Here is a 14575-nt window from a genome sequence, read left to right as displayed (position 1 = left end):
TCTTTGCGACAAATTACGGGTAGATACGATCAGCTTTGACTGCCTAAACGAGCGAGAAATGGCCGAGGACTGCGGTGGTGCCGCAACCGGCCATTCCTTCAGCGAGGAAGTGCCTGATCGTTGCGGTCGAAGGTACTGATACCTGTAGAGAAGTCATGTCGGGCATCAGCTCATATCCTCTCTGCTCTACGTCAAGTCGTGCTACCGTCAGTTCCGCAGAGTGACCTTGTCGTTTCTAACATCAGAAAAGGCGCTCTAGGTGAGGGCAATGAACCTCTTTTTTGCGTGCGAACACATGAATCACTTTCTTGCTACTGCAATATACTTGGTAGAGTGGATGCGCGACAACTCTCAGGTGTGTCGTTCAAGACAAAATCTGACAATTTCCCCACTTTAACCACTCGTCGTCGAAGCTAACCGCTTGACGCCATTTGCTCTTAGGAGCCGTCATCAGATTAGGGACGAGCCACCGCTGGATTGCTAGTTCGACTGATTGCGCCAATGGCAGCGCTTCAGGATTATCTTGGAGGCACGTTGCTTGCTGGCGGCCACCCGTGTGGAGTTACGGTCTAGCCTTTTGCTAACCGGAGAAGATCAGTCGAAACGTAAGAGACCTTGTTGGTGCCAAGCCAGTGGCACGCGGTATCGGAAGCCTTGTGGCAATAAGCTGCCCATCCAAAGCCGTCTTCGATTTTCGCAAAGGCAACTTGCCGTGGGGCGGCTTTACCCATCATCCTACCCGCCTGCCTTAGCAAGTGCCTCCCGAACAACTTTCATGTCGGCGTCGTAAGTAGAGTTAAGAACAAGAACGCCGTGGCCAAGCAATGCCAACTTGTCTTTGAATTGAAGCTACCGCTGCGGCGTGGTTCCGAAGCGCAATCGCTTATCGCCACCAAGCTAGATTTCCAGCTCAGCCCGATTGTTTAGATATTGCCGGAGGGATGGAGGAATGACGACCCTTGCCGAATAGCGCCCGTTTCGCTTTTTCCCATGCTGAGGCTTGCCAGCCATTCGAACCCCATTTTGTGACGTCAACATGGGCTAAAAGCCTTGCTACGCGAGGGGTTCTAACGATTTCAATAAGATCAAATGGTCGGAGTGGAGAGATTCGAACTCCCGACCCTCTGGTCCCAAACCAGATGCGCTACCAGACTGCGCTACACTCCGCCGATGTCGTGAGCGGGGAGATACACGGTTACCGCACAGGCTGCAACAGCTAAAATCACCTTTCGTTTGTTTTTTATCTATGGCCATCCAAGGCCTGGGTTGTGTGACCAGATGCAAGCGGCGGTAAGATTACGAAGTTTTCACTTCACCTACCCCTCTCGCTGTGCCAAGCGGTCCCATAGACGTATTTTAGCAGTTGCAGTGACTTGCTCAGATAGCCACCTATCAAGGCAAACTTTGCAATCTCTCATAATGGGAATGAACAATTTGGACGCCAGCACCGACAAACCGAACAGCCAGGAAGCGAAGCCCGATCTTCGGGACATTCTGGCATCTTCGAAAACCGGGAAGAAAAAGTCGAGGCGTTCGCTCTATGTCGTTCTCGCGCTGCTGATGATTGCTGGCGCGGCAGCCTACTACTACGTCTTTGCTGGCGCCAGCGTCGCCTATAGCTACACGACACAGGAAGCGAAGCGCGGCGATCTCTCCGTGATCGTCACATCTACCGGCTCTGTACAGCCCACCGACCAGGTGGATATTTCCAGCGAACTGTCCGGTACGATCCGCAAGGTCAATGTGACGTTCAATACGCCCGTCAAAGCAGGAGACGTCCTGGCGGAGCTCGACACCAACAAACTTGAGGCTGATGTGCAGAGCGCGCGGGCCAAGCTTGCATCCGCGAAGGCCAATGTCGCGAAGGCGAAGGCAGATCTCGGTTCGGCCAATACCTCGCTTGAGCGGTTGAGATCGCTGGTGCAGAACCGCGTCTCAAGCCAGCAGGATCTCGATGCGGCACAGTTCAACCGGGATGCGGCGGCGGCAACGCTGGAAGTCAATGAGGCGACGGTGCTTTCCTCCGAGGCGGATCTGCGGCTTGCGGAAGTCAATCTCAGCAAGGCGAAGATCGTTTCTCCGATCGATGGCGTGATCCTGACGCGTGATGTCGATCCCGGTGCGACGGTGGCATCGTCATTGAATGCGCCGGTGCTCTTCACCATCGCCGGAGACCTGCGCCGTATGGAGTTGCAGGTCTCGATCGATGAGGCGGATGTCGGCAAGGTGGAGAGTGGTCAGGAGGCTACCTTCAATGTGGATGCCTATCCCGAGCGGCGTTTTCCGGCGAAAATCGAAACCGTTCGTTTTGCTTCGGAAACGGTCTCCAACGTCGTGACCTACAAGGGTATTCTGACGGTCGACAATGCAGAACTCCTATTGCGCCCCGGCATGACGGCAACCGCCAATATCGTGGTCGAACATGTGAAGGATGCGCTGCTGGTGCCCAACGCTGCCCTGCGCTACACCCCACCGCGGGAGAATGCGTCGCGCGGTGGTGGGCTGATGGGCCTTTTCCGCCCTCCCCGCATGAACCGCTCGCGCGGCGCCGGTGCCGAACAGGCCGCTGCGGGCAAGCGTCAGGTCTGGGTGCTGCGCAACGGCACGTCCGTCAGCGTCTCGGTGCAGACAGGCTCCACCGATGGCCAGTTCACTGCTGTGACCTCGGACGAGCTGAAGCCGGGAGACCAGGTGATCACCGACGCAACCCAACGCAGCAGCTAGGCGGGAGTAGAAGCATGAGCGCACCGCCTCTGATCGAATTCCGCGATGTCGTGAAGCAATATGGCAAAGGCGAAGCGACCATTCGGGCACTGGATGGCGTCAGCCTGTCAATCAAGGAACACGAATTCGTCGCTATCATGGGACCATCCGGGTCAGGCAAGTCGACCTCGATGAACATCATCGGCTGCCTGGATACGCCAACTGCCGGGGAATATCTCTTTCAAGGCGTGCCGACCAGCGGTTTTGATAATGAGCACCTGACGCTGCTTCGCCGCCACATGCTGGGCTTTGTATTTCAGGGCTTCAACCTGCTGTCGCGCACCTCGGCTGTCGAGAATGTCGAACTGCCTTTGATCTATCGCGGCATGAAGTCCGGTGAACGGCGCGCGCTTGCCATGGAGGCCTTGGCGCAAGTCGGGCTGAAGGGGCGCGAGCACCATACCACGCAAGAGCTTTCCGGCGGGCAGCAGCAGCGTGTGGCGATTGCCCGGGCTATCGTCACGAAGCCTGCCTTGCTTCTGGCGGATGAGCCGACAGGCAATCTCGACACCAAAACCAGTATCGAGATCATGGACCTAATCACCTCGCTCAATCGCGATCGCGGCATCACCGTGGTGATGGTGACGCATGAAGAGGACATCGCCGCCCACGCCAAGCGCCTGTTGCGCTTCGTCGATGGTCATCTGGACTCCGACAGCGCCGCCGAACATGTACGGGAGGACGCTGATGTTCTTTGAAACCGTCAGGCTCGCCATGCGCGCCATCAGCCGCAACATGCTGCGCTCCTTCCTCACGGTGCTCGGTGTGGTCATCGGCGTGGCCGCGGTCATCGCCATGGTCACCATCGGCAACGGCACGACGGAACAGGTAAAGTCGGAGCTTTCGCGCCTCGGCACCAACATGCTGTTTGTCCGTCCCGGTCAGTTCGGCCCCGGCCGCGCGAGTGTGGATGCGAAACGGTTCACCGACAGCGATGTGCAGGCGATCCGCGACCAGATCAGCGGTGTACGCGCAGTCGCGCCGTTGAACCGCTCATCGGCGGCGACGGTCATCTATGGCGGCAAGAACCACCAGACCAGTGTGGTGGGGACCACCAACGACTATCTGATCGCGCAGGACTGGACGATAGCGCTTGGCCGGGAATTTCTGCCTGCAGAAGATCGCGGCGGACAGATCGGCTGCATCATCGGCGAAACGGTTCGGCAGGAGCTCTTCGGCGCATCTGATCCAGTAGGCCAGACGATCCGCGTCAGCAATATCTCCTGCCCGGTCATCGCGGTGTTGGCGCGCAAGGGGCAATCAGGGCTCGGCGACGATCAGGATGATACCGTGATCATGCCGCTGAAAATCCATCAGCGCCGCATCGGCGGTACGACGACGATTTCCTCCATCATGGTGTCAGCGCAGGATGGAGTCTCGACATCAAAGGTGCAATCCGATCTGGAAAACCTGCTGCGTGAACGCCGACGCATCGGGCTTGGCCGCCAGGACGATTTTACCGTCAACGACATGGCGCAAATCGCTTCCGCCATGACGGGCACCACGACCCTGCTGACGGGTTTGCTTGGCGCTGTAGCAGCCGTCAGTCTTCTGGTCGGCGGGATCGGCATCATGAACATCATGCTGGTTTCGGTCACGGAACGAACGCGCGAAATCGGCATCCGGCTTGCCATCGGCGCTCTGGAAAAACAGGTGCTAACCCAATTCCTCGTCGAGGCCGTCATGCTGTCGGCCTTCGGTGGGACTGCGGGGATTTTGACAGGCCTTGGACTGGCCTATGGCGTCGTCAGCTTCCTTGGCGTGCCCTTTGTCACCAGCCCGGCAATCATTGCCGTTGCCTTTGCCTTCTCGGCGGCCATTGGCGTCGTGTTCGGCTACTTTCCCGCCCGCCGCGCCGCAAGCCTCAGCCCGATCGAGGCGTTGCGCCACGAGTGACACGTCTGACAAACTTGCGAAAACGCCTCACACTCTCCATATGGAAACGAGTGAGAAATGAGGGAGTTGGACCGTGAGCGTTGCCTTTGTGAAGGAAGAAAGTGCGGAAACCGCAGCCGAGACCCAGCTGCCGGATCGCCCGGTCTCTCAACATCCCAATCTCGTCACCGAAGCGGGTCTCAAGGCGCTTGAAGACCAGATGAAGGCTGCCCGTGCCGCGCACGAAGCTGCCAACGCGGTTGAGGATATCAACGAACGCAGACGCCAGACCGCGCCACACCTGCGCGATATCCGGTATCTGGCCGAGCGCTTGCGCACGGCGCAGGTCATGCCCGCACCCGAGAGCAACGACATCGTCTCGTTTGGCAGCACCGTGACCTTCACGCGCGAAGATGGACGCGTGCAATCCTACCGTATCGTCGGCGAAGACGAGGCAGACCCCAAGGCCGGGTCTATCTCCTACGTATCTCCTGTCGCTCGCGCTTTGAATGGCAAAGCCGTTGGCGATATCGCCACTGTCAGCGGGCAAGAGTTGGAAATTACCGCCATTCAATAAGCCGCCAGTTGCAGCAGGTCAAAATAACGGGTAACTGCCGAGTGACTTGACTTTCAGCAAAAGGTTTACTGCGCATGGCGGTGGAATTCCTCGTCACCCATTCCGGCGGCTTCCACGCCGATGAACTGCTTTCCAGCGTCATTCTCACCCGGCTTTATCCAATTGCCAAGATCGTTCGCAGCCGCGCGCCGGAGTGGATCACGCCAGCGCAAGACCGGATCATCTATGATGTCGGTGGCGCTTATGATGCACAGGCACACATCTTCGATCACCACCAGCGCGGCGCGCCTCTGCGTGACGACGGCCAGCCCTACAGCTCATTTGGGCTCGTGTGGAAACATTACGGTCGTGATTATCTGGCAGCGCTTAACGTTCCTGCCGCCGATATCGAAGACGTTCACGCGTCTTTCGACAAGAGCTTCGTGCTGCCGATCGACCTTACGGACAATGGCGCTCTGAGCCCTGCGATTGCCGGAGAACTCGCCGGTCTGACCTTGCCGTCGCTCTTGGAAACGCTGAAGCCCTCATTCGACAACCGTGAACCGGGCGCTGACGACGCAGCATTCCACAACGCGCTGGCGATCGCTCGCGCCTTTGTTGAAGCGGGGATCGAGAAGAAGGCCGCAAAGCTCAGGGCAGAAACGCTCGTTCTGAAAGCCATAGAACAGACCGGCGAAAGCCGCATTCTGGAATTGCCGATCGGGATGCCCTTCCGCCCCGCAATCGTCAAGGCCGGCGCCGACCACCTCCTATTCGTCGTTCATCCGCGTGACAAGGATTGGTGCGTCACAGGCATCCGCCGCGCCGAAGAAGGCTTCGAACTTCGCGCCGATCTGCCTGTTTCCTGGGCGGGTTTGACCAATAGCGATCTGGAGCGGGCGAGCGGCGTCGAAGGCGCAACGTTCTGTCACAATGGCCGCTTCATCGCCGCCGCTAAGACACGAGAAGCCGCACTGACGATGGCTGAGATCGCTACGCAGGAAGCCCTCTTAGAGCGGCAATCTGCCTAAGTATCTTCTGAAAAATGAAATACGCGGTGCTTGATGACAAGCACCGCAATGCCGTTGGGTGGAGATCAGGCGTTTTCTGCTGCCTCACGCTGCTTGACGAGTGCTGCAAGATCTGCCGCCTTCAGCTCGACGGATTCACCGCAGCCGCAAGCCGAGGTCTGGTTCGGATTATTGAACGTAAAACCGGAGCGCATCTTGGTGACTTCAAAGTCCATCTGCGTGCCGAGGAGATAGAGCACCGCGGACGGCTGGACCCAGACCTTCGCGCCGTCATGCTCGATCAGATCGTCCTTGGCATCAGGCTGCGTTACGAGATCGATGGTGTACTCCATCCCCGCGCAGCCGCCCTTCTTGATACCGACGCGCACGCCTTTCGCATCAGGACCTGAATTTTCGACGATCGCTTTGACGCGAGAGGCGGCTGCCTCCGTCATGGTCATCACTGCAAAGCCCATGGGCTTGTCACTCCTTCGACAGTCGGGTTCAAGGCCCGATGCTTATGGATTTAAATCTAGTCTTAGGTCGAGATGGTATCAAGAGCTGCCGATCGTCTAATCGACCGCACTCAGTACCAGCCGACCGCAACCTGCGCTTCTTCCGACATGCGGTCAGGCGTCCATGGCGGATCGAAGGTCATTTCCACCGTCACGCCCGATACGCCCTCAACCGCACCGACCGCGTTTTCCACCCAGCCCGGCATTTCACCGGCCACCGGGCAGCCAGGTGCTGTCAGCGTCATGACGATCTTGACCATGCGGTCATCTTCGATGTCGATCTTGTAGACGAGCCCAAGCTCGAAGATGTCGGCCGGGATCTCGGGATCATAGACGGTCTTCAGCGCGGCGATCACGTCGTCGCTGAGGCGCGCCAGTTCATCCGGCGAGATGCTGGAGGCCTTGGCAGGGACGGGTGCAGCCTCTTCAGCAGGCGATTGCGCCAGATCCTGCGGCTGTTCAGTTGTATCGGTGCTCATGGTCCTGATCCTCAATTCCGATCTCAGGCGAAGAATTTGCGGGCGTAGTCGAGCGCTTCGGCCAGTGCATCCACTTCCGCGCGCGTGTTGTATAGCCCGAACGATGCCCGGCATGTGGAGGTCACGCCAAAGCGTTTCAAGAGTGGCATGGCGCAATGGGTGCCAGCGCGGACGGCAACGCCGCGGCGGTCGATGACCATCGAAACATCATGGGCATGGATGCCTTCGAGCTCGAAGGAGAATATACCACCCTTGCCCGGAGCATTTCCGATAATGCGCAGCGAGTTGATGTCACGCAGACGGTCAGTGGCATAGGCGGCAAGATCTGCCTCATGCGCAGCGATCGCCGCGCGTCCGAGATTGTCCATATAGTCCAGCGCATAACCAAGACCGATGGCCTGAACGATTGGCGGCGTGCCCGCCTCAAAACGATGTGGCGGCTCGTTATAGGTGATCTCATCCTCAGACACGTCGAGGATCATTTCACCACCACCCTGGAACGGGCGCATCTCTTTCAAGCGATCTGCCTTGCCATAGAGAACCCCGATCCCGGATGGACCGTAGAGCTTGTGACCCGTCATCACATACCAGTCGCAATCGATGTCGCGGACATCGACCGGCATATGAACCGCACCCTGGCTACCATCGATCAGCACGGGGATGCCGCGCTCATGGGCGATGCGGCAAATTTCCTTGACCGGCACGATGGTGCCGAGCGCATTGGACATATGGGTGATGGCAACCAGCTTGGTGCGTTCCGTCAGGCTTTTTTCAAAAGCCTCAATGTGGAAAGCCCCCTCGTCGTCAACCGGCACCCAGACGAGCTTCGCGCCCTGGCGTTCGCGAATGAAGTGCCATGGCACGATATTGGAGTGATGCTCCATGATCGAGATGACGATCTCATCGCCCTCGCCGATCTTCGGCATCCCATAACCATAGGCGACCGTGTTGATCGCCTCAGTGGAAGACTTCGTGAAGACAATTTCATCCACCGAGCCAGCATTCAGAAAGCGCCGCACCTTCTCGCGCGATGCTTCATAGGCATCCGTCGCCGCATTGGAGAGAAAGTGGAGGCCGCGATGCACATTGGCGTACTCGTTCGAATAGGCATGCGACACCGCGTCGATGACCACCTGCGGCTTCTGCGCGGACGCACCATTGTCCAGATAGACAAGCGGCTTTCCATAGACCTCGCGCGTCAGGATCGGGAAATCCTTGCGCACGGCTTCAACGTCGTAGGGGACTGCCGCGATGGCGCGTTCGCTATTATCAGGCATGAGCTTCCAGCCAGCTGGAGATGATGCCTTCCAGCGCCTCTACCAGCTTGTCATCTTCAAGTTCTTCGACAATCTCCGCAACGAATGCGTTGACCAGCATGGCACGCGCCTTCGCTCGGGGTACACCACGCGCCATCAGGTAGTAAAGGTGTACGTCGCTGATATCGGCAACCGTCGCACCATGGCCGCACTGAACGTCGTCTGCGAAGATTTCAAGTTCAGGCTTTGCCGAAAACTCGCCATCGTCGGACATCAGCAGCGTGTTGCACGCCATCTTGGCGTCGGTCTTCTGGGCATCGGGCGCGACCCGAATCATGCCTTGGAAGATACCCTTGGCACGATCGAAGACGACGTTGCGGAAGATTTCCGTCGAGGTCGTGTTCGGAACATTGTGGCCGAGAACCATGGTCACATCGGTGTGGGTTTCACCACCGAGCAGATTAACGCCGCGCACCGAAAGATCCGTGCCCTCGCCTTCGACATCGATGCGCAGTTCCTGCCGCACCAGCTTGCCACCGGCATTGATGATGAAGAGGCGAAGGTTTGCCTCCGCACCAAGCTTGATGCGTAACTGAGCCAGATGCGTGTCGGCCGCACCCTGCTGTTGCAGAAGGATGTAAGTGGCTTCCGCGCCGTCCTGAACCTCGAGATCGGTCACGTGCGAAACGAGAGCCGCTTCCGTCGCAACCGACAGATGACGCTCGATAATCGTAGCCTTCGATCCCTTGCCGAAGCGAACCGGCGAACGGGTGTGCACCTGTCCGGCGCCGTGGATAAGCTGAAGCTCAAGCGGCTGCTCGATATCGGCCTCATCCGGTACAGTCACAGAATAGCCATCCCGAACGAAGCTGCCATTCAGGCGACCGATCATGTCGTCCTTGTCGGCGGCCACAAGTGCTGGAGCGGCTGTGCCATCCAGCAGGCTCTCGGCATAGTTGCCGACTTCGAAACTGGCGATCTCGGTGTCCACGGCCTTGCCGTGGAGCAAGTAAACCGCCTGAGAACCGGCAACAGCCGGATCACGCTTTTCGATCAGCGGCGCAGAAGCATCATCTGGAATGCTGCGCAGCAGGCTCTTCATATCGGTGTAGTGCCAGGCCTCGATACGGCGCGTGGGAAGACCGGCAGTCTTCAAATCGTCGAACAGCACGTCACGCGCAGCAACGACATCGCCATTGCCGGGAAGCTCGCTGAACTTGGCTGTAAAGGCTTCCACCAGCGCGGTTTCCGCAGGTGTCAGCCGGTTTGTCGTTTGAATATTCATGGACATGGTCTCCTGGCCCGTTGATTAGGCCGCTTCACCGATGATGTCGGCGTAACCATTGTTTTCCAGTTCCAGCGCCAGTGACTTGTCGCCCGAACGGATGATCTTGCCCTTGTAAAGGACATGGACGCTGTCCGGCACGATGTAATCGAGCAGGCGCTGATAGTGGGTGATGACGACGGTCGCGCGGTCCGGAGACTTCAGCGCGTTGACGCCATCGGCAACGATCTTCAGCGCGTCGATGTCGAGGCCTGAGTCCGTTTCGTCCAGAACGCAAAGCTTCGGCTCGAGCAGCGCCATCTGCAAGATTTCCGCACGCTTCTTCTCACCGCCGGAGAAACCGACATTGAGCGGACGCTTCAGCATCTCCATGTCGATCTTCAGATCGCCAGCCGCTTCCTTCACCTTCTTGATAAAGTCGGGGGTGGTGAGTTCAGCCTCACCGCGTGCTTTACGCTGCTCATTCATCGCAACCTTCAGGAACTGCATGGTCGCAACGCCTGGAATTTCGACCGGGTACTGGAAGGCGAGAAAGACACCCTTGGCGGCGCGTTCGGCAGCGTCAAGCTCCAGAATGCTCTCACCATTGTAGAGAATGTCGCCGGAGGTCACTTCGTAGTCTTCGCGGCCCGAAAGAATATAAGACAGCGTGGACTTACCGGAGCCGTTGGGACCCATGATGGCCGCGACTTCGCCGGCGGCAACCTTCAGGTTCAGACCCTTGATGATCTCGGTTTCGGTATCGGCGATCTTTGCGTGCAGGTCGATGATTTCAAGCATGTTGTTATCTCTCAATCTTGTTTTCTCTTGCGAGAAGAGAAACGGTCAAATGGTCCAAACACGTCGGAGAGCCAAAAGACGGCAATCATCCCGCTCGCGCTTGCGATTAAAATTGGCTTGGCGAACTCAAAGCCCGCCATTAGCCCAGCAAGTCCAATGAACACCCCGACCATCGATACGAAAACCCCTAACACCAGCAGGCGTGAGCTTTTCGCGAGGCGGGGCTCGTTCATTAACCGACGCTGCCTTCCAGCGAGATGCCGATCAGCTTCTGCGCTTCGACAGCAAATTCCATCGGCAGCTCCTGAATGACTTCCCTGACGAAGCCGTTCACAATCAGAGCGATCGCGGCTTCTTCCGGAATGCCGCGCTGCAAGCAGTAGAACAGCTGATCCTCGGAGATCTTCGACGTCGTTGCTTCGTGTTCGAAATGCGCAGAGGCATTCTTTGCCTCAATGTAAGGCACAGTATGTGCCCCGCACTTGTCGCCAATCAGAAGGCTGTCGCACTGCGTGAAGTTGCGCGCATTGGTCGCCTTGCGATGGGCCGAGACCTGGCCGCGATAAACGTTTTCCGAAAAGCCTGCCGCGATACCCTTGGCGATGATGCGGCTCGACGTGTTCTTGCCGAGATGGATCATCTTGGTGCCGGAATCGACCTGCTGGTAACCGTTGGAGACAGCGATCGAGTAGAACTCGCCACGGCTGTCGTCGCCACGCAGAATGCAGGATGGGTACTTCCAGGTGATGGCAGAACCGGTTTCGACCTGCGTCCAGGAAATCTTGGAGCGATGGCCACGGCAATCGCCGCGCTTGGTCACGAAGTTGTAGATGCCGCCCTTGCCTTCCTTGTCGCCCGGATACCAGTTCTGGACGGTGGAGTATTTGATCTCGGCGTCATCGAGCGCAACGAGTTCGACAACGGCGGCATGAAGCTGATTTTCATCCCGTTGAGGTGCAGTGCAGCCCTCAAGATACGAAACATAGGCGCCTTCTTCCGCAATGATCAGCGTGCGCTCAAACTGGCCCGTGTTCTTCTCATTGATGCGGAAATAGGTGGAAAGCTCCATCGGGCAACGTACGCCCTTTGGAATGAACACGAAGGAACCGTCGGTGAAGACTGCGGAGTTCAGCGTTGCGTAGAAGTTGTCGGTCGTCGGCACGACGGAACCGAGATACTTCTTCACCAGTTCCGGATGCTCACGCACGGCTTCCGAGATGGACATGAAGATCACGCCCGCCTTCTTCAGCTCTTCCTTGAAGGTGGTGACGACGGACACGGAGTCGAACACGGCATCAACAGCCACGCGGCGGTTCTCGACGCCGGCCAGGATTTCCTGTTCCTTCAGCGGAATACCAAGCTTTTCATAGACCTTCAGCAGCTCAGGATCGACATCTTCGAGCGACTTCGGGCCGGGCGTGCTCTTTGGCGCGGCGTAGTAATAAAGGTCGTTAAAGTCGATCTTCGGATAATTGACGCGCGCCCAGGTGGGCTCTTCCATCGTCAGCCAACGCTGATAGGCGTCAAGGCGCCATTGAAGCAGCCATTCAGGCTCCTGCTTCTTGGCGGAAATGAAACGGATCACTTCCTCCGATAGGCCTTTCGGCGCCTTGTCGACTTCGATCTCTGTTTCGAAACCGTATTTGTACTGGTCCACATCGATCTGGCGAACCTGATCGATTGTTTCCTGAACCGCTGCCATTGTCGTTCTCCAATCTCGCCGGATACAAGGTCCGGTGGCTTGTCAACGTATCAAGACGGAACCCCCGCCTTCATTCGCGCTTCACATAAATGCGGGAGCCATCTGAGGCCAGCGCTTTCATGCGTTTATTTAAGAGCGGGTTGGCGTTTTTCCCACCGCACCGCAAGCGAAATTTTGACATTTCGCAGTTTATCCCAGCCCTCAGGCTGCCTGACCGGAAAGCTTGCGCCGTCCTGCAATCTTGCTAAAGGCGCGGACCGCCTTTTCAATATCGTCTTCTCTGGTCGCATACCCAAGCGAAATGCGAAGAGCGCCGAGTTTCGGATCCTGCCCCATGGCCGTCAGCACATGGCTCTCCCCGACTTTGCCGGAAGAGCAGGCCGAACCGGCTGAGAGAGCGACACCTTCGATATCGAATGCGATCTGCCCCGTTTCCGACTTTAACCCCGGAAGCGTGAAGAAGGTCGTGTTTCCGACCCGCGCAACGTCGCTGCCGTGGATAATCACGTCCGGCGCAGAAACGCGCATACCATCTTCCAACCGCTCCCGCAAAGACGCCAAACGCGCGCTTTCCGCTTCTTGCATCCGCGAGGCTTCTCTCGCAGCCACGCCAAAACCTAGGATAGCATGCGTATTCTCGGTGCCTGAACGATGACCCTTTTCCTGCCCACCACCATGGATCAGCGGCAGAGGCATCATCACTTCCCCCCGTGAAATCAGCGCGCCAACGCCCTTAGGGCCGCCGATCTTGTGTGACGACACGATGAGGAAATCCGCCTCCAACGCTGCGATATCCACGGGGATGCGGCCCACCGCCTGGACGGCATCGACCACGAGCAAACCACCGGCAGCATGAACGAGCCGCGCTGCATCTTTCACCGGCTGTATGATTCCAGTCTCATTATTGACCAGCATCAGCGCCACCATTGGCAGACCGGATGCTCGGTCGTGCTGCGAAAGCAGGCTTTCCAACGCCTCGACATCGAGGAGCCCCTGGCGCGTCACAGGAACTTCCGTGACCGCGGACCGGTTGAACCGTCCGCCTTCGCGGATAGCGGGATGCTCGATAGCAGATACGTAGAGATGACTAATATTTAGGGGTGCACGGCCCATTTTAAAGTGCGGGCACAGTACAAGATTTGCAGCTTCCGTCGCGCCACTGGTGAAAACAACGTGGGACGCCTCGGCACCGACCAGCACCGCCACATCCCGACGCGCAGCCTCGACAGCCGCGCGAACGGCACGTCCTTCCTTGTGAACAGACGACGGATTGCCGGAGAGATCGAGAGCAGAAACAAGCGCATCACGGACGGCCGGCAGCAAAGGTGCTGTCGCATTCCAGTCCAGATATGTGCGCTCCGCTGTGCCCATGGCGCAAATCGTGCCTTTATCCCGGTCATTCGCGCCTTAGAGCGCATTTTCCTTGAAATTTCCGTCACCCTTGCCTTATGACACCACCAACAGCGCCACGGAACGCAAGTTTCGAACAGTTCTAAACTAGGTTTTAGAAAAGCTGACCATCTACGTCAAGTCTTCTTGCGCGGGGAAAGCGTCAGAAACATAAAAACCGACCGGAGTACCTATGCCTGAAGTCATTTTCAACGGCCCCGCAGGTCGTCTCGAAGGCCGCTACCAGCCCTCCAAGGAAAAAAGCGCCCCGATCGCGATCATTCTTCATCCGCATCCGCAGTTCGGCGGCACGATGAACAACCAGATCGTCTACCAACTCTTCTATATGTTCCAAAAGCGCGGTTTTACGACCCTGCGCTTCAACTTCCGCTCGATCGGTCGCAGCCAGGGCGAATTCGACCACGGTGCTGGCGAACTGTCGGACGCAGCGTCCGCACTCGACTGGGTACAGAGCCTGCATCCCGATTCCAAAAGCTGTTGGGTCGCCGGCTACTCTTTTGGTTCGTGGATCGGCATGCAGCTTCTGATGCGCCGTCCGGAAATCGAAGGCTTCATGTCGATTGCGCCGCAGCCGAACACTTATGATTTCTCCTTCCTCGCCCCCTGCCCGTCATCCGGCTTGATCATCAATGGCGATGCCGACAAGGTTGCACCGGAAAAGGACGTCAACGGCCTGGTGGAAAAGCTGAAAACCCAGAAGGGTATTCTCATCACCCACCGCACCGTACCGGGCGCAAACCACTTCTTCAGCGGCAAGGTGGACGAATTGATGAGCGAATGCGGCGACTATCTCGACCGTCGCCTGAATGGCGAATTGGTCCCGGAGCCAGCGGCCAAGCGCATTCGCTAAACCTCGATAAGCCCCTCAGAACTGCCGGCCCTCCGGCGGTTTTTTTGTTCTGATGGCTGCGTGCCCGCAAGCAACATTCGTGGCCCAAGCGGGT

Annotated in this window: 15 protein-coding genes and 1 tRNA gene; 6 read left to right on the top strand and 10 right to left on the bottom strand. The window is 57.8% G+C overall.

The features are described from left to right. Positions 1 to 43: 43 nt before the first annotated feature. Both QE435_RS08025 and QE435_RS08020 read right to left on the bottom strand, forming a co-directional pair. On the bottom strand, positions 44 to 166 hold the full coding sequence (locus QE435_RS08025; protein ID WP_349040876.1) for a hypothetical protein: 123 nt from the start codon (positions 164 to 166) through the stop codon (positions 44 to 46). Between the two features lie 924 nt (positions 167 to 1090). Next, positions 1091 to 1167 (bottom strand) — tRNA-Pro (locus QE435_RS08020). 258 nt (positions 1168 to 1425) lie between these two features. Here QE435_RS08020 and QE435_RS08015 point away from each other — a divergent pair. The 5 genes from QE435_RS08015 to QE435_RS07995 all read left to right on the top strand — a co-directional run bounded on the left by QE435_RS08015 (position 1426) and on the right by QE435_RS07995 (position 6225). After that, positions 1426 to 2724, top strand: a complete 1299-nt coding sequence (locus QE435_RS08015) for an efflux RND transporter periplasmic adaptor subunit (protein WP_349040875.1) — start codon at positions 1426 to 1428, stop codon at positions 2722 to 2724. 14 nt (positions 2725 to 2738) lie between these two features. Next, positions 2739 to 3461, top strand: coding sequence for an ABC transporter ATP-binding protein (locus tag QE435_RS08010; protein WP_309770303.1), 723 nt, complete (start codon positions 2739 to 2741; stop codon positions 3459 to 3461). Further along, complete coding sequence (locus tag QE435_RS08005) at positions 3451 to 4659, top strand: ABC transporter permease (RefSeq protein WP_349040874.1); 1209 nt, start codon at positions 3451 to 3453, stop codon at positions 4657 to 4659. Before QE435_RS08010 ends, QE435_RS08005 begins: the two co-directional genes overlap by 11 nt. Positions 4660 to 4732: 73 nt before the next feature. Beyond that, entirely contained in the window at positions 4733 to 5215 is a 483-nt protein-coding gene (greA, locus tag QE435_RS08000) for a transcription elongation factor GreA (protein ID WP_349040873.1), read from the top strand. Between the two features lie 74 nt (positions 5216 to 5289). Next, positions 5290 to 6225, top strand: a complete 936-nt coding sequence (locus QE435_RS07995; RefSeq protein ID WP_349040872.1) for an MYG1 family protein — start codon at positions 5290 to 5292, stop codon at positions 6223 to 6225. Between the two features lie 65 nt (positions 6226 to 6290). On the opposite strand, the gene sufA is transcribed toward QE435_RS07995, so the two are convergent. From sufA to QE435_RS07955, 8 genes are all read right to left on the bottom strand, one after another. After that, positions 6291 to 6680, bottom strand: a complete 390-nt coding sequence (gene sufA / locus QE435_RS07990) for a Fe-S cluster assembly scaffold SufA (RefSeq protein ID WP_349040871.1) — start codon at positions 6678 to 6680, stop codon at positions 6291 to 6293. A 110-nt stretch (positions 6681 to 6790) separates the two neighbouring features. Then, positions 6791 to 7198, bottom strand: a complete 408-nt coding sequence (locus QE435_RS07985; RefSeq protein ID WP_349040870.1) for an SUF system Fe-S cluster assembly protein — start codon at positions 7196 to 7198, stop codon at positions 6791 to 6793. A 23-nt stretch (positions 7199 to 7221) separates the two neighbouring features. Further along, on the bottom strand, positions 7222 to 8475 hold the full coding sequence (locus QE435_RS07980) for a cysteine desulfurase (RefSeq protein ID WP_349040869.1): 1254 nt from the start codon (positions 8473 to 8475) through the stop codon (positions 7222 to 7224). Beyond that, on the bottom strand, positions 8468 to 9739 hold the full coding sequence (sufD, locus tag QE435_RS07975; protein ID WP_349040868.1) for a Fe-S cluster assembly protein SufD: 1272 nt from the start codon (positions 9737 to 9739) through the stop codon (positions 8468 to 8470). The genes QE435_RS07980 and sufD overlap by 8 nt, the downstream gene beginning before the upstream one ends. Positions 9740 to 9763: 24 nt before the next feature. Then, positions 9764 to 10519 carry a Fe-S cluster assembly ATPase SufC gene (gene sufC / locus QE435_RS07970; protein WP_306927952.1) on the bottom strand — a complete coding sequence of 252 codons (756 nt, stop codon included), beginning with the start codon at positions 10517 to 10519 and terminating at the stop codon, positions 9764 to 9766. A gap of 11 nt (positions 10520 to 10530) precedes the next feature. Beyond that, on the bottom strand, positions 10531 to 10752 hold the full coding sequence (locus tag QE435_RS07965) for a hypothetical protein (RefSeq protein WP_349040867.1): 222 nt from the start codon (positions 10750 to 10752) through the stop codon (positions 10531 to 10533). Continuing rightward, on the bottom strand, positions 10752 to 12221 hold the full coding sequence (sufB, locus tag QE435_RS07960; RefSeq protein ID WP_306927957.1) for a Fe-S cluster assembly protein SufB: 1470 nt from the start codon (positions 12219 to 12221) through the stop codon (positions 10752 to 10754). The genes QE435_RS07965 and sufB overlap by 1 nt, the downstream gene beginning before the upstream one ends. A 201-nt stretch (positions 12222 to 12422) precedes the next feature. Beyond that, positions 12423 to 13592, bottom strand: a complete 1170-nt coding sequence (locus QE435_RS07955; protein ID WP_349040866.1) for a cysteine desulfurase family protein — start codon at positions 13590 to 13592, stop codon at positions 12423 to 12425. Between the two features lie 211 nt (positions 13593 to 13803). On the opposite strand from QE435_RS07955, the gene QE435_RS07950 reads away from it, so the two are divergent. Then, entirely contained in the window at positions 13804 to 14481 is a 678-nt protein-coding gene (locus QE435_RS07950) for an alpha/beta hydrolase (protein WP_062441481.1), read from the top strand. The last annotated feature ends 94 nt before the right edge of the window (positions 14482 to 14575 follow it).

The sequence above is a fragment of the Agrobacterium sp. SORGH_AS 787 genome (genome assembly GCF_030819035.1).
Lineage (GTDB): Bacteria > Pseudomonadota > Alphaproteobacteria > Rhizobiales > Rhizobiaceae > Agrobacterium > Agrobacterium larrymoorei_B.
Note: the sequence above shows the minus strand (reverse complement) of the source record. Positions and strands in the feature narration are given on the sequence as shown.